Below are 18804 nucleotides of genomic sequence, written 5' to 3' on the forward strand. Positions count from 1 at the left end.
AAAAACACTGCGGAAATAGGGGGGAGTTGGACGAAAAAAAACCGACGGAGACTCGTCGGTTTTTTAGGGATGGTGGAGCGGAGGAGGATCGAACTCCCGACCTTCGCATTGCGAACGCGACGCTCTCCCAGCTGAGCTACCGCCCCACGAAGCTGCGAATTATACGGAGGCGCTCGCGTTGCCGCCAGCGGTGGCGAGCAGGGGGGCTAGGAACGGTTCCAGCTGCGCGCGGCGCCAGCCGGAGAGCGGGCCGGGCCAGCGGCGGGCATCATCGTCGAGAGGGCTGGTTTCCAGGAGACGCTCCAGCCAGCGCCGGGAGGCGAGAACGCCGTCGGGCAGGCCGAGTTCCGCGCTGCGGGCGGCGGTGGCGTCCTGCAGGCGGCGCAGGGCCTGCTTGTCGCGGTCGTCGCCGCGCGGCGGTGGGGCGTCGCCTTCATCCGCCAGGGGAGTCTGCAGGACGTTCCAGATGAGGTCCGCCAACCTGCGCGGCGCCTTGGGATGCGCGTCGAGCAGCCGCTGCAGGGTTTCCCGGTCCTGCATGGCGTCGCGTGCCAGGAGCGTGGCGAGTTCGTTGTCGAGGATCCAGGTGCGCGGACGGTCGGTTTCGCGCGCGTAGGCATCGCGCCAGCGCAGCAGGCGCAGCAGGCGATGCTGCGCCGGGGTGTCGAAGAATTGCGTGGCGCGCAGCGCCAGATGCGGCCAGCGGTCGGCTTCGTCCCGTTCGGCGTTGTCGACCATGCGGGCGCAGTCTTCTTCCTGCCATTCGCCACGCCCGAGCTGTTGCAGGGTGGCGGTCAGCTTGTCGTGGAGGGCGAACAGGTGCCGCACGTCATCGGCGGCGTAGTCGAGCTGGGATGGCGTCAGCGGACGACGCATCCAGTCCGAACGCGTTTCGCCTTTGGCCAGGGCGATGCCCAGCACGTCCTGCACCAGCCGCTGATAGCCGATGCCAGCGGCGATGCCGGAGAGTGCAGCGGCGGTCTGCGTGTCGAACAGTGGCCGTGGCACGACGCCGCAGGCGTGCTGGAGGGCGATCAGGTCTTCGCCGGGGCTGTGGGTGATCTTCAGGATCGAGGTGTCCGACAGCAACGGCGCCAGGGTGGCGGTGATGCCGGGGATGAGTGGATCGATCAGCAGGATGTCGTCGTCACCGTCTCCGAAGGAGATCTGCACCAATGCCAGCTGCGGCCAGTAGGTGCGTTCGCGGACGAACTCGGTGTCCAGGCCGATCCGCGAGGGACATTGCGCAATCCGGGAGGCGAGGTCTGAGGGGCTGTTGATCCAGAGCGGCATTGAGATAAGGGTCTGAGCCGATGCCCTATTGGCAGCGGCTCGAACCTCGGATGCCCGGCGATGGATGGCCGGGCTTGAGGTTCCGAAGCCGATGACGTGGCGCCATGGAAGGCATCTGCTGTCTTGAAGACACGATGTTGAAAGATGCCAGCCTAATGGCGACGAGGTGAACAAGGCAAACACGTATCGGGCAAAGACGGGACGGCGTCACAACACCGCCGCGGTGCCTCGGCGCAGGCGATGGCGTAATCTGATGCCCCCGCGTCGGCAAGGAAACGAGGTTTGCGCGCCATCCACCGGATCGCCATCGCTGCATTGCTGCTGCCGGCATTGCTCGCGGGCTGTTCGCGCGACCAGGACCCGTCTACGCGCGCCGAACGGCAGGCCAGGGCGGAAGTGCGCGCGGGCGTGGTGACGGTCAGCGGCGACGACAGCATCTCCCAGGCGCTGACCTGGCGCGTGCCGGCGGTGCAGATTCCGCAGGACGGCGACACCCGTGCCCGCAAGCGTGCCGATGCGGCGCTGGCGGCGGGGAATCTCTATGCCGATGGCGATTCCGCGATCCCGCTCTATCTGGCGCTGGCGCAGCGCGATCCGAAGAACAAGGCGGTGCAGGAAGGCCTGCGCCGCGCGTTGCGGGCACTGCTTGCGGAAGGCGAGCAGGCGCTGACGCGGGCCGATGACGAGATCGATGCCTTGCGCAAGGCGCACGAGATCGCCACCGTCGCACGCGCGGTGGATGGCGGCGACGAGGCGGTGCAGGCGTTCCTGGCGCGCGTCGATACCGCCGACACGTTGTGGGAACTTAATCGCGAAGGCGAACACGCCCTGGCCAATGCCCAGTACGGGGAACGCGGTGGCGGCGCGCTGGCCAAGTTCCGCGAGGTGCTGGCACTCAAACCCGGGCAGCCGCGGGCGATGCAGGGTGTGGCCGCGGTGGAGAGCGCACTGATCCGCAGGGCGGAACTGGCGGGGGAAGACGGCGATTTCGCCGCCGCGCAGCGCTGGCTGGCCGACGCCGCGAAACTGCGTCCCGAGATGACCACCGTCCGCGACGCCGGCGAGCGCATCGAACGCATGCGCGGCATGCGCATCGCACAGCTGCGCGATGCCGGCATCGCCGCACTGTCGCAGTACAACGGCCTCGCCACCGCCCGCAAACGGCTCGCCGACATCCTGCTGATCGCCAAGCCCGGCGATCCCGTCGCCGCGGAACTGCGCCAGCGCATCGATCTGGCCCAGCACTACGGTTTGTACCGGCCGGGACAGACATTCACGGATGCCCTGAAGAACGGGGGCCGTAGCCCGCAAATGGTGGTCGTGCCGCACGGCGCATTCCGCATGGGATCGGCGGACGACGATCGCGCGGCGGCGGACAATGAAAAACCGCAGCGCAACATCCGTTTCGATCGCGGCTTCGCGATGTCGGCGACGGAAGTCACCGTTGGCGAGTTCCGCCGCTTCATCAACGCCACCGGCCGCAAGACGCGGGCGATGCGGCGCGGCTTCTCGATGGCCTACGACGAGCGCAGCGGCAACTTCGCGCGGCGCAGCAATGTCGACTGGTTCAGCGACTATGCCGGCCGGGTGGCGGGCGACGACCAGCCCGTCCTGCACGTCAGTGCCAAGGACGCCGATGCCTACGCGAAGTGGCTGTCGGAGCAGACCGGCAAGCATTACCGCCTGCCGAGCGAGGCCGAATTCGAATATGTGCTGCGCGCCGGCGGCACGGGCATGTGGCCCTGGGGCGATGGTGCGCCGCCCGTTGGCAGCGGCAACTTCACCGGTGCGCGCGACGTGTCGCCCAATGGCACGCGCCGCTGGAGCAATGCCTTCAACGGTTACAGCGACACCTATTGGGGGCCGGCGCCTGTCGGGAGCTTCAAGCCGAATGTCTGGGGCCTGCACGACCTGTCGGGCAACGTCGGCGAATGGGTGGCCGACTGCTGGCACGACAACTACCGGCGCGCGCCGAAGGACGGCGCGGCCTGGGTCAATCCGGGATGCCGGACGCGGGTGATCCGCGGCGGTTCGTGGGCGAGTTCGCCAGCGCAGACGCGCTCGGCCTGGCGCGCGCCGGCCGGTGTGGACAATACCAATGCGCGCGTCGGTTTCCGGGTGGTGCGGGATATCTGAAGGAGCGGGGATGCCTGGGGAAATCCTTGGCGAACCCATCCTCAGGCCGATCGCCGAAATGCTGCTGCAAATCGCTGGTGACTACACCAGCCGGGTTGTCGTGCCGATCTTCACGTTCGGCTACGTTCATGTGGAGCCGGCCGCGAAGGGGGGGCGGGTTTATCCGAAATGGCACGGTTTTCATCGCACTTCCGACGGGCGCAGGGTGCTGGATGCCGAGATGGGCGCGTTCTTCGGGCTCGTCTTCTGGGGCGTGGTCGGGATTGCCACATATTTTGGCTACCGCTATTTTGCGCCCTGACGATCCACCGGATCGGGGCCGATGCACAATCCGGCTGTACATGCGCAGGTGAGGGGAGAAGGCAATGCGGCAGAACCCGTTCGGTAACAGTTACGAATCGCAGGGCGGGCAGCGGCGTGGCTTCGGATTCAATCCGCGCCTGCTGATCCTGGTGGCGTTCATCGGCTACGCCGCTTATTACTATTTCTCCAACCGCACCGTCGATCCGCTCACAGGCGAGAAGGTGCTGATCGACAAGAGCATCTCGCCACAGGAAGAAAAGGCGCTCGGGCTGCAGGCTTACCAGGAGATCTTGCAACAGGAGCAACCGGTGGATGCCAATTCCCCGATCGTGGGCGAAGTGCGCGAGATCGCGCAGCGCCTGATCGCGAAGATTCCGCAGGTGTCCGACGCGCTCGCCGCGGAGCACGGCCTGCAGGCGCAGCACATCGAAAACGAGTTCGAATGGGCGGTGACGGTCCTGCAGTCGGACCAGGCCAATGCGTTCTGTCTGCCCGGCGGCAAGATGGCGGTCTACACCGGCCTGGTGCCGGTGGCGCAGAACAAGGATGCGATGGCGGTGGTGATGGGGCATGAGATCACGCATGCACTCTTGCGCCACGGCGCGCAGCGCATGACAGAGCAGAAGCTGGCGCAGATCGGACAGATGGCAGGCGCGATGAGCGGCATGGACGCGCAGCAGATGCAGATGGTGATGGCCGTGTATGGCTATGGCCGCTCGCTGCCGTATGCGCGCAAGCAGGAGACGCAGGCCGACGAGATGGGCCTGATGCTGGCAGCCGCGGCCTGCTACAACCCGCAGGAATCCATCGCGCTGTGGCAGCGCATGGATCAGGCCAGCGGCGGACAGGCGCCGCCGGAGTTTTCCTCCACGCACCCGAGTTCCGGCACGCGCATCCAGAACCTGCAGGCGTTGATGCCGAAGGCGATGGAGTATCGCAAGCGTTTCTGCGAACAGGGCAGTGGTGCTGGAGCCCTCTGAGCCGGCAACGGCCTGTTGATTTGCAGCGTGGCCTTCAGGCCCTGAGGCGATACGATCGACAGGCGTGATCGCATCGAATGGCGCGCATCACGCGCGCCATATGGAAGCAGAGAGGGCGACGCTTATTTGCCGCGCGGCTTGTCGGCGGTGTCCTTCGGCTTGGCCGAAGCGCTGCGGCCAAGGCCGCCGATCAGGTTCTGCTGGAATTCCTGCCACAGCTCCAGGTTGCGTTCGGTGAGCTGATTGACCATCGCCCACGGCGTCTGGCCGAGCATGTTGCCCATCTGCTGGCGGAACTGCGACTGCTGATCGAGGAAAGTCTGCATCGAGCGTTCGAGGTAGGTGCCCATGAAGCCCTGCAGCGAATCGCCGTAGAAGCGGATGAGCTGGCTCAGCAGTTGCGTGGAGAGCATCGGCTGACCGTCCTGCTCGTGCTCGGCAATGATCTGCAGCAGCACCTGGCGGGTCAGGTCCTCGCCGGTCTTGGCGTCGCGGACCTCGAAGTCCTCGCCGTCGACGATGAGCTGCCGCACGTCCTCGATGGTGATGTAGCTGGAAATGTCAGTGTCGTAGAGACGACGGTTCGGGTATTTCTTGATGACGCGCGGCTTGGTCATGGAGCAAAGGCTCTAACGTTGCAGGCGGGCAGCATGGCGCAGTGCAGCACCGCTTGCAACTTTGGTCAGCCAGAGCCCCTGTAGGGCACGATACCCTCCAGTATGGATACCGGTGGAACCTCCCAATGCCAATCTGCTTGGCTCGTGCCTCAAGCTTTCCGGGTGGGTAGCCCCTTGCGTCAAGGGGGCGCCGCGACAGCGGCGGGATCGTGGAAGCACGGGCTCGGGGCCCGAGGTTTTCGCAGCAAACCTTGGGGGGCACTGGCCGGCACGCCGGCTAGTGCCGGCCTTCCCCTTTACCAGCCCATGTACTGCCCGCCATTGGCGGACAGATTGGCCCCGGTGATCCATCCGGCCTCGTCGGGCAGGAAGAAGCTCACCGCATAGGCGATCTCGTCGGGCTCGCCCAGGCGGCCGGTGGGGATCTGCGCCACGATCTTGGCGCGCACGTCCTCCGGCACGGCCATCACCATGTCGGTGCCGATGTAGCCGGGCGAGACTGTGTTGACGGTGACCCCGAACTTCGCGTTCTCCTGCGCCAGCGAGATGGTGAATCCGTGCATGCCCGCCTTGGCGGCGGCGTAGTTGGCCTGGCCGTACTGGCCTTTCTGGCCGTTGATCGAGCTGATCTGGATGATGCGGCCCCACTTGCGCGCGCGCATGCCCTCGATCACCGGGCGGGTGACGTTGAACACCGAGTTGAGATTGGTGTTGATGACTTCCTGCCACTGTTCGGGCGTCATCTTGTGGAAGGTGCCGTCGCGGGTGATGCCGGCGTTGTTGATCAGCACGTCGACCGGACCGAGCTGGCGTTCGACGTCGCGCACCATCGCTTCGGCTTCCGCGTAGTTCGAGACGTCGCCCTTGGCGAGCGTGACCTCGTAACCCTCCGATTGCATCTGTGCCTGCCAGGCACGCGCTTTTTCCTCGTTGCGGTAATTGGTCGCGACCTTGTAGCCGCCGGTGATCAGCCGCTTGCAGATGGCCGTTCCGATTCCCCCGGTTCCCCCTGTCACCAATGCCACCCGAGATGCCATGCCCTGTTCTCCAAATACGTTCGATGCGCGCGCGATTGCGTTCGGGAGAATTCTATTCTTGGGCGGGGATAAGTTCGTTGTGCAATGCGGTAGCAGGCACAGTTGTTTGTGTAACGTTTCCGCAAAGGTTCTCTGCTTGCCCGGTGCGTTACGCCGGAGTGAATGACAGCGTCCGATCGCGCGGGATGCGCGCCGGGTCGAAATGACGGAGTGATGACGACAGGACATCGTCGACGGAAGCCGCCTCGGCCAGCGCGTCGCCGTTCTGCCCCAGCGCGAGCCAGGCCCTGCGCAGGGTCGCCACCGGCGCGTCCTCGGCGACCGGCAGGGAAGCCGATGATTTCGACAGCTTGCGGCCATCGTCGCCCAGCACCAGCGGCAGGTGCGCGTAGCGCGGCGTCGGCAGTCCGAGCCGTCGCTGCAGCAGGATCTGCCGGGGCGTGGAATCGAGCAGGTCGGCGCCGCGCACGACCTCGCTGATGCCCTGGGCGGCATCGTCCACCACCACCGCCAGCTGGTACGCCCACAATCCGTCCGCGCGGCGCAGCACGAAGTCGCCGACTTCGCGTGCCACATCCTGTTCGATGCGTCCTTGCAGCGCGTCCTCGAACACGACGCTGGTGCCGTCGGGGACGCGCAGGCGGATCGCCGGATCGGTGCGCGAGGCGCCGGGCACACAGGCGCGATGCACGCCGCCCGCGTCCGCATGATCGCTGCGGCTGCAATGGCAGAAGAAGGCATCGCCCTTCGCCAGCAGTCGTTCCAGCGCGGCGTGGTAGGCGTCGCTGCGTTCGCTTTGTCGCAGGACCGGTCCGTCGGGCAGCAGGCCGATGGCGGCCAGCGTGCGCAGCTGCGCGTCTGCGGCACCGGCGATTTCGCGCGGCGGATCGATGTCCTCGATACGCACCAGCCACTGCCCATGCGCGCGTCGCGCCATCAGCCAGCTGCCGAATGCCGCCAGCAGCGAACCGAAATGCAAGGGGCCGGTGGGCGAGGGCGCGAAGCGGCCGCGATAGGGTGCGCTGAATTGCGGTTGGGATTCGTTCATCGAATGTTGCATGAGTGTAGGAACTTCGCGCACGTCTCACAGCACAAAAGCGATGCGGAACTTGAATTCAAACCGCGTCGACTACATTACAACAGCCAATCGATCGCGCCCTCGCGCGATAGGAAACCCCATCGATGTTCAAGCGTATTTTCCTGTTCCTTGCCACCAACCTGGCGGTACTGGCCCTGGTCAGCATCGTCATGGCGATTTTCGGCATCAATCCGTCGACCAACGCCGGCCTGCTGATCATGGCGGCCCTGTTCGGCTTCGGCGGCTCGTTCATCTCGCTGTTGATGTCGAAGTGGATCGCGCTGCGCACCACCGGCGCCCAGGTCATCGAACAGCCACGCAACGAAACCGAGCGCTGGCTGGTCACGACCGTGCAGCGGCAGGCGCAGGCCGCCGGCATTGGCATGCCTGAAGTCGCCGTCTACGACGGACCGGAGATCAACGCCTTCGCCACCGGTGCCAATCGCAACAAGGCGCTGGTTGCCGTATCGACCGGCTTGCTGCGTTCGATGAGCCGCGACGAAGCCGAGGCCGTGCTCGGCCACGAGGTCAGCCACGTCGCCAACGGCGACATGGTGACGATGGCCTTGCTGCAGGGCGTGCTCAACACCTTCGTGATCGTGCTGGCGCGCATCGTCGGCCGCGTGGTCGACGGCTATCTGAGCGGCGGTCGTAGCAGCGAGAGCGGCGGTGGCGGACTGGCGTATTTCGCGATCGTGTTCGTGCTGGAGATGGTGTTCGGCCTGTTTGCCAGCGTGATCGCGATGTGGTTCTCGCGTCAGCGTGAATTCCGCGCCGACGCGGGCGGCGCGCGCCTGGCCGGCCGCGACAAGATGATCGCGGCGCTGGAGCGCCTCGCACTCAACCACGGCCAGAGCACGCTGCCGACGCAGATCCAGGCCTTCGGCATCGCCGGTGCCATCCCGCACGGTTTGAAGCGGCTGATGATGAGCCATCCTCCGCTGGAGGAGCGCATCCAGGCGCTGCGCAACGCCAAGCTCGACGAGAGCAGCGTGCGCCAGGGCGTCGTGGCCTGAGCGGATTGTCGCGAATGAAGAAGCCCGCCATCTGGCGGGCTTCTTTTTTGCCTGACCGGCGCCGGAAACAACGCCGCGACTATTCGAACTCGTAATTCATTTCCGGCCCCACGCCGGCCAGGAACTCGCCCTGGACATAATCCACGCCGGCCGAGAACAGGAACGACATGCTGGTCGCGTCGGCGACGAATTCGGCGATGGTCTGGATGTCGAGTTCGCGCGCCTTCGCCACGATCTCGCGCACGCGCTCCTGGTTGGTCGGATTCTTCGGCAGTTCCTCGGCGAAGCTGCGGTCGATCTTGAGCATGTCCGGCTGCAGATGCGTGAGCAGCTGGAACGAATCCAGCCCGACGCCGAACTGCTCCAGCACGATGCGCACGCCGAGCTCGTTGGCGGCGGCAGCGAATTCCTGCGTCGCCTTCAGATGGGTGAACACCTTGGCCTCGGGCAGTTGCAGCATCAGGCGCTCGCCGGGGACACCGTGCGCGGCCAGCTGATCGCCGATGTGGCGCAGGAGGCTGTCGTCGTCGAGCGAGGACTGGCTGATCTTCACCAGCAGCGTGATCGGTTTGCCATTGCGGATGCGGCGCCCGATGATCTCGATGGCGTGCCCGACCACGTAGCGGTCGAGTTCCCAGAGCAGGCCGTTCTCCTCCGCGATCTGCAGGAACGACAGCGGCTTGACCAGTTCGCCGTCGCCCGCGTCCATGCGCAGGAACACTTCATAGACCGGGCTGACGTCGCCCTGCAGGCCGATCACCGGCTGGTAGTGCAGCACGAAACGTTCCTGGTCGAGCGCGTCGCGCAGGCGTGTGACCCAGGCCTGGATGTGTTCTTCCTCGGCGCGGTCGGCCGCCGCGGGATCGAAGATCTCGTAGCAGTTGCCGCCGACGTCGAGCGAGGACTGCACGCCCTGGCTGGCCTTGGCCAGCACCTGGGTGACGCTGGCGATCTTTTCGCCGATCTGCACGCCGCCAATGCTGGCGGTGATCGTGCTGGAGCGCGATCCGATCGGAAACACGTGCGAGGCGAAGGCTTCGCGGATGCGTTCGGCCAGTGCCGTGGTCGCCTTGTGGTCGGCGTTGGGCAGCAGGACCGCGAGCCGGTGCTCGGAGAAGCGCGCGGCCACGGCGCCTTCGTTTTCCTCCAGCACGCCCTGCAGGCGTTCGCCCATCGCGGCGAGCATGGTGTCGGCGGCGTCGAGGCCGATCTCGTGCAGGAGGCGCTGATAGTGGTCGGGCTCGATCATCAGCAGGCCATGCTGGGCCTGGCCCTGCGCCGCCTCGGTCACCGCATCTTCCAGCGCATGCAGGAAGGTGGGGCGGTTGAGCAGGCCGGTGACCTGGTCGCGCTGGCGCAGCGCCTCGATCTCCTGCGCCAGCTCGGTGTCGATCTCCTGGCGGCGGAAGACCACCTGCTGGCAGGGTTCGTTCTCGTAGGTGGCGGGCGAGAATTCCATCGTCGCGGCGAAGACGCCGCCGGCGATGTCGCGCGCATCCAGTTCGTAGCGCGGCTGCGGCGTTTCGCCCTTGGCGAGACTTTTCAGCAGCGATTTCAGGCTCTCGACGTGCTGCGGCGCGACCAGATCGAGCAGGGACATGCCCTCGATGTCCTCGAAGCTGTCGAGGCCGAACATTTCGAGGTAGGCGCCGTTGGCGCGGATGTGCATGCCCTCGTGGACGTAGGCGATGGGGTCGCGCGAGGATTCGATCAGGGTGTCGCAGCGGCGCTCGCTCTCGCGCACGCGCGCTTCGAGCTTGCGCAGGGCGCGGCGGTCCTCGAGGTCGTTCCATTCGTTGCGCACCACGGCCAGCAATTGCTGCGGCTTGCGGCGCAGGGCGATGTTGCGCGCGCCGGCGCTGTGCGCTTCGAGGAAGCTGGCATCGTCGATACTGTCGCCCACGGCGATGACCGGGATGTCCTTGCCGCTGGCGACGACGTGCTGGACCACCTCGGCGAACGGAATGACGTTCGCCCGCTGCGCCGCGAGCACCAGATCGATGGGTTGCGCGCCGAGCATGGCGACGAGTTCCTCGTCGGAAACCGGTCGCAGCGGGCGCACCGCGATACCGGAATTGCGCAGAGCGCTGACGATGGCTTCGGCCGCTTCGACACTATCGTCGACGATCAGCAGGCGCAGGGCTTGGTCCGGGCTCGGCGGCATTGTCACCTCGGGGGCGGAGACGGGCGTTTATGCCATGAGGCGGCGCGGTTCGTCCATCGCACCTATGGTCCCGCGATCAGGCGAGACGGCGTTTGGAGGCGTCGCCGGCCACTTCGCGCACCAGTCTGGGGACCAGATACCCCGGCAGTCGCGAGACCAGTTCCGCATGCAGCGCCAGTGCCTGCGCGTCCGGGATTTCAAAGTGCGCGGCGCCCTGCACACGGTCGAGTTGGTGCAGGTAATAAGGCAGCACGCCGGCCTCGTAGCCGCGTTCGCACAGCGCGGCCAGCGCCGCAATCGAGTCGTTGACGCCGCGCAGCAGCACGGCCTGGTTGAGCAGGGTGATGCCGCCGAAAGCGCGACCGGCGTCACGCAGGCGCGCCATCGCGGCGTCGACATCGGCGTCGAATTCGTTGGCGTGATTGGCATGCACGACGACGGCCACGGGCCAGGGCAGGGACTTTAGCCAAGTGGTCAATTCGTCATCGATGCGCTCCGGCAGCACGATCGGCAGGCGCGTGTGGATGCGCAGGCGGCGGATGTGCGGGAGGTCCGCCAGCTGCGTGGTGAGTTCGGTGAGCTTGGCCGTGGCCAGCGACAGCGGGTCGCCGCCGGAGAGGATCACCTCGCTGACGTCGCGATCGGCGCGCAGGGCATCGAGGGCTTCCTGCCAGCCGCCGGCCGCGGCGGTTTCCTCGGCGTAGGGGAAGTGGCGGCGGAAGCAGTAACGGCAGTGCACGGCGCAACTGCCGGTGGTGATCAGCAGGGCGCGGCCGCGGTACTTGCGGATCACACCATGCCCGGTGCGGGCGGCGGCATCGCCCACGGCATCGAGCGTGAAGCCGGGGGCCGGCTGCATCTCGGCATCGAGCGGCAGGACCTGGCGCAGCAACGGATCGTGCGTATCGCCCGCGCGCATGCGCGCGACGAAGCCACGCGGCACCCGCAGCGGGAACTGCCCGGCCGCCGTGTCGGAGATGCGCAGGGCGGCCTCGTCCAGCCCGAGCAGGGCCAGCAGTTCGCGCGGATCGCGCACGGCTTCGCGCCAGAGCCGGCGCCAGTCGCCGCTCGGGGCGGCGTCTCGCGGGTGCGGGGCAGGGGAGGCAGCAGGTATCATGTGTGATCCGTTCCGGGGCCGGGCATTTTAGCCCCTTGGCCTCTCCGGAACTTCGTACACACCCAGTTTGGCCGCGAATGCGGCCCATCACGCCTCACTTTTTTGCAGGAGTAAGCATGGCCAGCTATGGCATGAACGACGTCAAGAACGGGATGAAGATCCTCGTCAACAACGAGCCTTGCATCATCACCGACACCGAGTACGTCAAGCCGGGCAAGGGCCAGGCCTTCACCCGCGTCAAATATCGCTTCATCAAGTCCGGCCGCGTGGTCGAGCTGACCATGAAGGCCACCGATTCGCTGGAAGCGGCCGACGTCGTCGACACCGACATGCAGTTCCTCTACGCCGACGGCGAGTACTGGCACTTCATGCAGCAGGAAACCTTCGAGCAGGTGCAGGCCGACAAGACCGGCGTCGGCGATGCCGCCAAGTGGCTGAAGGGCGAGGAGCCCTGCGTGGTCACGCTGTGGAACGGCACCCCGATCGCGGTGCAGCCGCCGAATTTCGTCGAGCTGAAGATCGTCGAGACCGATCCGGGCGTCCGTGGCGACACCTCGGGTGGCGGTGGCAAGCCGGCCACGTTGGAAACCGGCGCGGTGGTGCGCGTGCCGCTGTTCGTCGGCCAGGACGAGGTGATCAAGGTCGATACCCGCAGCGGCGAGTACGTCAGCCGCGTGAAGTAAGACAGCAGTGAAGTAAGACTAAGGTGAAATAAGCCGCAACCAATGCAGGCAGCCATGAGCGAAAAGGAAGCAGCCCGGGATGTCTTTCCGCACGACCGCGTCGTTTTTTTCAGCGACGCGGTCTTTGCCATCGCCATCACCCTGCTTGCGATCGAGCTGAGATTGCCGACGCAGCAAATGGTCGAGCACGTCGGCGCGGAAGCCGCCTCGCGCGAGGTGGTCTCGCTGTTCATCGCCTACATCGTCAGCTTCCTGGTGATCGCCCTGTTCTGGAGCGGCCACATGCTGACCTGGAAGCATGTGACCCGCGCCACCGGCAAGCTGGTGTGGTGCTCGATCCTGCAATTGATGTTCGTCGCGCTGATGCCGTTCGCGACGCATCTGTATTCCGAGGCGTTCAGTTCGGAGAGCGCCGGACGGTTCGCTTTCTACAGCGCCGTGCTGTTCGGGATTTCGTTCTTCTCCTGGCTGACCCGGCGCATGGTCGTCCGGCAGGAGAACCTGCGTGAAAGACTGGGCGAGGCGCAGGTGCGCTGGCTGCTGCTGCGCGGCCTGATCCCGGTGCTGGTGTTCGCCGCCAGCATCCCGCTGGCATACGTGCTGCCGATCTGGATGGGCGGCTTCGTGTTCCTGGTGATCTTCCCGTTGACGATGCTGGCGCGGCGCCTGTGCTTCCGTCGTCCGAAACCGGAGCCTGCCGCTTGAGTGAAGTACGACAGAGCGAGGTACGACCGTTGCAATCCGTCGATTTGCTGATCGAGGCCGGCTTCGTCGTGCCGGTGGAGCCGCATGGCGTGGTGCTGGAGCGGCATGCCGTCGCCGTGCATGACGGCGTCATCCAGGCCATCCTGCCGATCGACGAGGCGCGCGCGCGCTTCGCGGCGAAGGACACCGTGTCGCGTCCCGACGCCGTGCTGATCCCGGGCCTGGTCAACGCCCACACCCACAATCCGATGACGTTGTTGCGCGGCGTCGCCGACGACCTGCCGCTGAAAGTGTGGCTGCAGGAGCACATCTGGCCGATCGAAGGCGCGGTGATGGGGCCGGAATTCATCGCCGACGGCATCCAGCTTGCGATCGCCGAGATGCTGCGCGGCGGCACCACCTGCGTCAACGAGAACTATTTCTTCCCCGACGTGCAGGCCGCGACCTACAAGCGTCATGGCTTCCGCGCCCGCGTCGGGTTGCCTCTGATCGACTTCCCGTCGGCCTGGGCCAGTTCGGACGACGAATACTTCGACAAGGCCGGCGAAGTGCACGACCAGTGGCGCAGCGATCCGCTGATCGCCACCGCCTTCGCGCCGCATGCGCCGTACACGGTCAGCGACGCCAATTTCGAGCGGGTGCGCATGCTCGCCGACCAGCTCGACGTGCCGGTGCACCTGCACCTGCACGAGACTGCGCAGGAAGTCGAGCAATCCGTGCAGAAGCACGGGCAGCGCCCGATCGCGCGGCTCGACCGGCTTGGCCTGATCAACGACCGCCTGATCGCGGTGCATATGACGCAGCTCACCGAGGCGGAAATCCATCTGTGCGCCGAGCGCGGCGTGAGCGTGGTGCATTGTCCGGAATCCAACCTCAAGCTGGCTTCGGGGTTCTGCCCGGCCTGTGCGCTGCAGCGTGCGGGCATCACGCTCGCCATCGGCACCGATGGCTGCGCCAGCAACAATGATCTCGACATGGTCGGGGAAACACGCACCGCCGCGCTGTTGGCGAAGGCGGTGGCGAACGATGCCGCCGGTTTCGATGCCGCCACCGCGCTGCGCGCGGCGACGCTGGGTGGTGCCAAGGCGATCGGTTTCGATGCGCTGATCGGCTCGATCGAGCCGGGCAAGCAGGCGGACCTGGTCTGCATCGACCTCTCGCAATTGGAGACCCAGCCGCTGCATCACGTGGCCTCGCAGCTGATCTACGCCACCGGCCGTCATCAGGTCAGCGACGTGTGGATCGCCGGCAAGGCCAAGCTGCGCGGGCGCGAGCTGGTCGACATCGATACCGTTGCGCTGCTGGCCAAGACGCGGGAGTGGCGTGATCGGATCGGGGCCGTGCGTGCCTGAGATTTTCGCATTTGCTTTTGCCGTCATCCCAGCGAAAGCTGGGACCCATTGTGCTGTTGCTTTTGGTTCTTCGCTGCCAAAAAACAAAATCAAAATGGGTCCCGGCTTTCGCTGGGATGACGGTCTTGAAGGTATTCGGCAATGATGAGCTCCACATCCCCCGCTTCCGGCGACAACTTCCGCCAATCCGAACTCGACAAGTTCGGCGCACTCGCCCATCGCTGGTGGGACCCGAACGGCCCGCAGAAAGCGCTGCATGCGCTGAACCCGGCACGCCTGGGCTACGTCGCCGAACGTGTCACCTTGCGCGATGCGGCGGTGCTCGACGTCGGCTGTGGCGGCGGCCTGCTCAGCGAGGCGCTGGCGAAGGAAGGGGCGCGCGTCACCGCCATCGACCTGGCGCCCGATCTGGTCAAGATCGCCAGGCTGCACGGTCTCGAATCCGGCGTGAAGGTCGATTACCGTGAGCAATCGGTGGAAGCGCTGGCCGCCGCGCAGCCGGGTGAATTCGACGCGATTACCTGCATGGAAATGCTTGAGCACGTCCCCGATCCCGCGGCGATCATCGCCGCCTGCGCGACACTGCTGAAACCCGGCGGTCGCCTGTTCGTGTCCACGCTCAACCGCACGCCGGCGGCGTTCGCGCTGGCGATCGTCGGTGCCGAGTACGTGGCGCGATTGCTGCCGAAGGGCACGCATCAGTATCGCGATTTCATCAAGCCGTCCGAGCTTTCGGCGTGGCTGCGCGCGGCCAGCCTGGAACTGGAGGACGTGAGCGGACTGATGTACGAGCCGTGGCGCAATGCCGCGCGGGTGATCTCGCGGACGGATGTGAACTATCTCGCCTGCGCGGTAAAGCCGTGAAGGGCGGAGATCCGGAAATCGAAAACCGACAATCGGAAACGCAGGATCGCACCACGCCCGGCACGCGGCGTTTCCCGCGCGGCGTCCTGTTCGATCTCGACGGCACGCTGCTCGACAGCGCGCCGGACATGCTCGCCACGGCCAACGCGATGCGCGCCGAACGCGGCGAACCGGCGATGGAGTTGGCGCAACTGCGTCCGTTCGTCTCGCGCGGCAGCCGCGCGATGGTGAGCGCGGCATTCCCACAACTCGACGCCGAGGCGCGCGCGGCACTGGTGCCGGTGTTTCTGGCGATCTACGAGCGCGAACTCGGCCATCACGGCGCGCCGTTCGACGGCATCGAAGCCATGCTGGCGGAGATCGAGGCCGACGGCGGACGCTGGGGCATCGTCACCAACAAGCCGGAATATCTCGCCCGGCTGCTGATGCCCTTGCTGGGATGGGAAAGCCGCTGCGGCGTGCTGATCGGCGGCGACACGCTGCCGGAGCGCAAGCCGCATCCGATGCCCTTGCGGCATGCCGCTGCCGCGCTTGGACTGGCGCCGGAAGACTGCGTCTACGTTGGAGACGACAGGCGCGACATCGAAGCCGCGCGCGCGGCCGGCATGCCGTCGGTGGTGGCGCTGTGGGGTTATCGCGTGCCCGAGGACGTGCCGGAAGAATGGGGCGGCGACGTCATGGTCGAATCGCCGCACGACCTCCTGGACTCCGCGCGCTGGCCCGCGCGCGCCACGTAGGCGCGCGACGCCTCCCCACGCACGCCAGCCGCATGAGCACGCCCGACAATCAGCACGAAGCCCTCGAAAGCTTCATCGCCAAATGGCGTGACCGCTGGCCGGAATGGTCGGTGGCGGAAGTCTTCCTGCCGGCGTCTGGACGGCATACGGCATACGCGTGGTTCGCGCTGTTGCAGGAATTCACGGGCGCCGCCTGGAGCGGCGAGGACGCCACGCCGGGCCTCGCCAAGCTGGCCTGGTGGGGAGAGGAATTGCGCGGCTGGGCGAAAGGCGCGCGACGCCATCCGCTCGGCGCGACGTTGCAGCGTCAGCCCGTGGATTGGATGGCGTTGTCGGCGTCGTTGCGCGAAGTGCAGGCGGTGCGCGGAATCGTGTCGCCGGAGCCCTCCGGACTGCGGGCTTTCGCGACGGCAGTGGCGCGCATCGAGGCGGTCCTCTTCGAGAGCTTTGCCGAACCGGCCGATATGGTGGGCGACGTGCTCGCCGATCTCCTGGCCGAGCACGCCTTGTCGCACGGCGCGGCCGATCAGGCGCGGACCCTGCTTGCCGCGAGGCCACGGAGCAGGGGAGCGACACGTCCGCGTCGCATCCAGTCCGCGCTGTTGTACGAGCGGCTTTCCCAGCTGGCGGCAGATCAGCCGCTGCGCGCCGCTCGGCCCTGGCGCAGCGTGTGGCTGGCGTGGCGCGCGGCACGGTCGGAATAAATTCGGAATAAGTCAGGCCGGCTTCATCTCGACAAGGACGACAACGAGGTTTCCACGTATGGGAAGACTGCTTCTCCCTTTCATCGCCATCCTGGTGGTCGTCACGATCGCGCTGGTCGTTTGGTTGGTGCGAACGCCTCGCGATTCCGCGGCGATCCCGGCGGTCACCACCAGTCCTGTCCCGAAACGTTCGAAGGCGAATCGACGACCCGCCTGCAGGCGGTGCTGCCGACGGATTCGGGCATGCATGCCATCTGGGATCCATCGGCCTATGCCGACATCTGCGGATACGAAACGTGGGAGAAGCAGGTGCTAGAGACCAAGGACAACGAACGGCATATCCGCGCCGGCCACTTCGTGCCTTTGTATGTTCACGCCGACGGCTCCCCGGCGATCGAGATCCGGGTAGGGCGGGCGGGTGCGCCGAGCGCGCTGACCGACGCCGAATCGGCCTGGGTGACGGCCTCGTCGGAGGAATACCTGTTCGTCTCCAAGGGCACCGCCAACGTCAGCGGCATCGAGTACATCGGCGGGAAACGTGACCCTGCGATCAGGAGTCTGGCACTCCCGGCCGGGCGCTGGCGCGTGAAGGTCCATCTTCTGGAGGCGCCCGAGAGCGTCCGAAGCCAGAACGGACTGTACCCACCCGATTTGCTGGTCCTGGCGAACCCGGAGACGGCACCGCACGGGCCGTATCGGCAGTCCGAGGAAACCTTCGACCGGCTTCCTTGAGGGCGGGGGACGGTTTCCGGCGACCTGAATCCGGGCCCGCCTGCCGACGACCGGCAACTGACGCCTCAACGCACCGTTGCGCGGGCGGCGATGGTGTGTCGTTACAATGCCCACATCCTTGACGGCCTCCCCCTGCCGTAAACCGTCGCCGTGAACGTTCCTCCTGCCAGACAACTGCCAGACGTCGCCTTTGACGCCGCGACCGCTGCCCGCCCCCTCGATTGGGTCGGCATGCAGCGCATCGCGCTCCCCCTGCGCATCCCGGGTCCGGGTGGCGATTCGGTCCTGGTGAGCGCCTGGGCCGACGTTTTCGTCGACCTGCGCGACGCCGACGCGCGCGGCATCCACATGTCGCGCCTGTACCTGCGATTGCAAGATGCGCTGAGCAGCGAGGCGATCACGCCCGCCGGCCTGCGCCGCGTGCTACAGGATTGCATTGACTCGCAGGGCGGCCTATCCTCGGCCGCGCGCCTGGTGCTGCGCTACGAGCAACTGCTCAAGCGCAAGGCGCTCTCCAGCGAGCATGCCGGCTGGAAAACGTATCCGGTCGAGATCGACGCCACGCTGCGTGACGGGCATCTCGCGCTGACGCTGGCGTTCTCGGTCGAGTATTCCAGCACCTGTCCGGCGTCGGCCGCGCTGTCGCGGCAGTTGAACGCGGAGCGGTTCGCCGAGGACTTCGCCACCGCGCATCCGCTCTCCACTGGTGTGGTGCGCGACTGGCTCGCCTCCGAGCGTGGCCTGGCCGCGACTCCGCATGCGCAGCGCAGCCGGGCCGATATGCGCCTGACGCTGCGTCCGGCCTTCGATCGTTTGTCGATCGAGCATTTCGTCGACACCGTGGAGAACGCGCTTGGCACGCCTGTGCAGACGGCGGTCAAGCGCGAGGATGAGCAAGCGTTCGCGCGGCTCAATGCCGAGAACCTGATGTTCTGCGAGGACGCAGCGCGTCGGGTTGCGGCGGTGCTGGCGCGGGATGCGCATGTGGAGCGTTTCGACGTTACTGTGCAGCACTTCGAGAGTCTGCATGCGCACGATGCGGTGGCGCGGGTGTCGGGAGAGGGGAGTCAGTAGCGAGGGGCTTCTCGGTTCTGGCTTTTGCCCGGCATTTCCGTACAGGCGGGTTTTTTGACAGCCCGGTGGCTGGTCATCCAGCTTCTCGCCTTATCGTCGTCCCGGCGGAAGATGGGATCCATTTTGCCTTTAGCTGTTGCTTGTGAAGAGCAAAGGCGTTTCGTCCGCTACGCGGCCGAGTTCATTTCTTTTGATAAGCGTCAAAAGAAACG

20 protein-coding genes and 1 tRNA gene are annotated in these 18804 nt (G+C 66.3%); 14 read left to right on the plus strand and 7 right to left on the minus strand.

Annotated elements, in window-relative coordinates; all coding sequences use genetic code 11:
* Positions 1–70: 70 nt before the first annotated feature.
* Positions 71–146, minus strand: a tRNA-Ala gene (locus tag AC1RNP_RS18865).
* 13 nt (positions 147–159) lie between these two features.
* A complete protein-coding gene (gene rnd / locus AC1RNP_RS18870; RefSeq protein WP_493052838.1) occupies positions 160–1293 on the minus strand; it encodes a ribonuclease D in 1134 nt (377 codons plus the stop codon).
* A gap of 282 nt (positions 1294–1575) precedes the next feature.
* Between rnd and AC1RNP_RS18875 the strand changes: the two genes are divergently transcribed.
* The 3 genes from AC1RNP_RS18875 (at position 1576) to AC1RNP_RS18885 (ending at position 4712) form a co-directional block, all read left to right on the plus strand.
* Positions 1576–3429 (plus strand): SUMF1/EgtB/PvdO family nonheme iron enzyme, encoded by a 1854-nt coding sequence (locus tag AC1RNP_RS18875; protein ID WP_493052839.1) that lies wholly within the window; start codon positions 1576–1578, stop codon positions 3427–3429.
* A gap of 10 nt (positions 3430–3439) precedes the next feature.
* A complete protein-coding gene (locus AC1RNP_RS18880; protein WP_493052840.1) occupies positions 3440–3730 on the plus strand; it encodes a hypothetical protein in 291 nt (96 codons plus the stop codon).
* A 64-nt stretch (positions 3731–3794) separates the two neighbouring features.
* On the plus strand, positions 3795–4712 hold the full coding sequence (locus tag AC1RNP_RS18885) for a M48 family metallopeptidase (protein WP_493052841.1): 918 nt from the start codon (positions 3795–3797) through the stop codon (positions 4710–4712).
* Between the two features lie 122 nt (positions 4713–4834).
* Here the strand turns inward: AC1RNP_RS18885 and phaR are convergent, their stop codons facing one another.
* From phaR to gluQRS, 3 genes are all read right to left on the minus strand, one after another.
* Entirely contained in the window at positions 4835–5329 is a 495-nt protein-coding gene (gene phaR, locus AC1RNP_RS18890) for a polyhydroxyalkanoate synthesis repressor PhaR (RefSeq protein ID WP_493052842.1), read from the minus strand.
* Positions 5330–5625: 296 nt separating this feature from the next.
* Positions 5626–6366: a beta-ketoacyl-ACP reductase gene (locus tag AC1RNP_RS18895; RefSeq protein ID WP_493052843.1), complete on the minus strand. Its 741-nt coding sequence runs from the start codon at positions 6364–6366 to the stop codon at positions 5626–5628.
* 148 nt (positions 6367–6514) lie between these two features.
* The gene (gene gluQRS / locus AC1RNP_RS18900) at positions 6515–7414 is read right to left on the minus strand and encodes a tRNA glutamyl-Q(34) synthetase GluQRS (protein WP_493052844.1); all 900 of its coding nucleotides are present in this window, start codon (positions 7412–7414) and stop codon (positions 6515–6517) included.
* Between the two features lie 134 nt (positions 7415–7548).
* On the opposite strand from gluQRS, the gene htpX reads away from it, so the two are divergent.
* Entirely contained in the window at positions 7549–8460 is a 912-nt protein-coding gene (htpX, locus tag AC1RNP_RS18905; protein ID WP_493052845.1) for a protease HtpX, read from the plus strand.
* 79 nt (positions 8461–8539) lie between these two features.
* On the opposite strand, the gene AC1RNP_RS18910 is transcribed toward htpX, so the two are convergent.
* Together AC1RNP_RS18910 and epmB are read right to left on the minus strand one after the other, a co-directional pair.
* The gene (locus AC1RNP_RS18910) at positions 8540–10624 is read right to left on the minus strand and encodes an EAL domain-containing response regulator (RefSeq protein WP_493052846.1); all 2085 of its coding nucleotides are present in this window, start codon (positions 10622–10624) and stop codon (positions 8540–8542) included.
* 76 nt (positions 10625–10700) lie between these two features.
* On the minus strand, positions 10701–11741 hold the full coding sequence (gene epmB / locus AC1RNP_RS18915; RefSeq protein ID WP_493052847.1) for an EF-P beta-lysylation protein EpmB: 1041 nt from the start codon (positions 11739–11741) through the stop codon (positions 10701–10703).
* A 116-nt stretch (positions 11742–11857) separates the two neighbouring features.
* Between epmB and efp the strand changes: the two genes are divergently transcribed.
* The 10 genes from efp to AC1RNP_RS18965 form a co-directional block, all read left to right on the plus strand.
* The gene (gene efp / locus AC1RNP_RS18920; RefSeq protein WP_226468081.1) at positions 11858–12424 is read left to right on the plus strand and encodes an elongation factor P; all 567 of its coding nucleotides are present in this window, start codon (positions 11858–11860) and stop codon (positions 12422–12424) included.
* A gap of 54 nt (positions 12425–12478) precedes the next feature.
* Positions 12479–13129, plus strand: coding sequence for a TMEM175 family protein (locus AC1RNP_RS18925; RefSeq protein WP_493052848.1), 651 nt, complete (start codon positions 12479–12481; stop codon positions 13127–13129).
* The gene (locus tag AC1RNP_RS18930) at positions 13126–14481 is read left to right on the plus strand and encodes a TRZ/ATZ family hydrolase (protein WP_493052849.1); all 1356 of its coding nucleotides are present in this window, start codon (positions 13126–13128) and stop codon (positions 14479–14481) included. The genes AC1RNP_RS18925 and AC1RNP_RS18930 overlap by 4 nt, the downstream gene beginning before the upstream one ends.
* Positions 14474–14626, plus strand: a complete 153-nt coding sequence (locus AC1RNP_RS18935; RefSeq protein ID WP_493052850.1) for a hypothetical protein — start codon at positions 14474–14476, stop codon at positions 14624–14626. The genes AC1RNP_RS18930 and AC1RNP_RS18935 overlap by 8 nt, the downstream gene beginning before the upstream one ends.
* On the plus strand, positions 14626–15345 hold the full coding sequence (gene ubiG / locus AC1RNP_RS18940; RefSeq protein ID WP_493052851.1) for a bifunctional 2-polyprenyl-6-hydroxyphenol methylase/3-demethylubiquinol 3-O-methyltransferase UbiG: 720 nt from the start codon (positions 14626–14628) through the stop codon (positions 15343–15345). Before AC1RNP_RS18935 ends, ubiG begins: the two co-directional genes overlap by 1 nt.
* 17 nt (positions 15346–15362) lie before the next feature.
* Positions 15363–16082 (plus strand): phosphoglycolate phosphatase, encoded by a 720-nt coding sequence (locus AC1RNP_RS18945; protein ID WP_493052856.1) that lies wholly within the window; start codon positions 15363–15365, stop codon positions 16080–16082.
* 32 nt (positions 16083–16114) lie between these two features.
* Positions 16115–16786 carry an isoprenoid biosynthesis enzyme family protein gene (locus AC1RNP_RS18950; protein WP_493052852.1) on the plus strand — a complete coding sequence of 224 codons (672 nt, stop codon included), beginning with the start codon at positions 16115–16117 and terminating at the stop codon, positions 16784–16786.
* Positions 16787–16906: 120 nt separating this feature from the next.
* Positions 16907–17518, plus strand: coding sequence for a hypothetical protein (locus AC1RNP_RS18955; protein ID WP_493052853.1), 612 nt, complete (start codon positions 16907–16909; stop codon positions 17516–17518).
* A 150-nt stretch (positions 17519–17668) separates the two neighbouring features.
* Positions 17669–18592: a GTP cyclohydrolase FolE2 gene (gene folE2 / locus AC1RNP_RS18960; RefSeq protein ID WP_493052854.1), complete on the plus strand. Its 924-nt coding sequence runs from the start codon at positions 17669–17671 to the stop codon at positions 18590–18592.
* Between the two features lie 24 nt (positions 18593–18616).
* Positions 18617–18804 (plus strand): hypothetical protein (locus tag AC1RNP_RS18965; RefSeq protein ID WP_493052855.1); only part of this gene is annotated, 188 nt, incomplete at its 3' end.

The sequence above is a fragment of the Luteimonas sp. GW821-FHT14E02 genome (genome assembly GCF_058803905.1).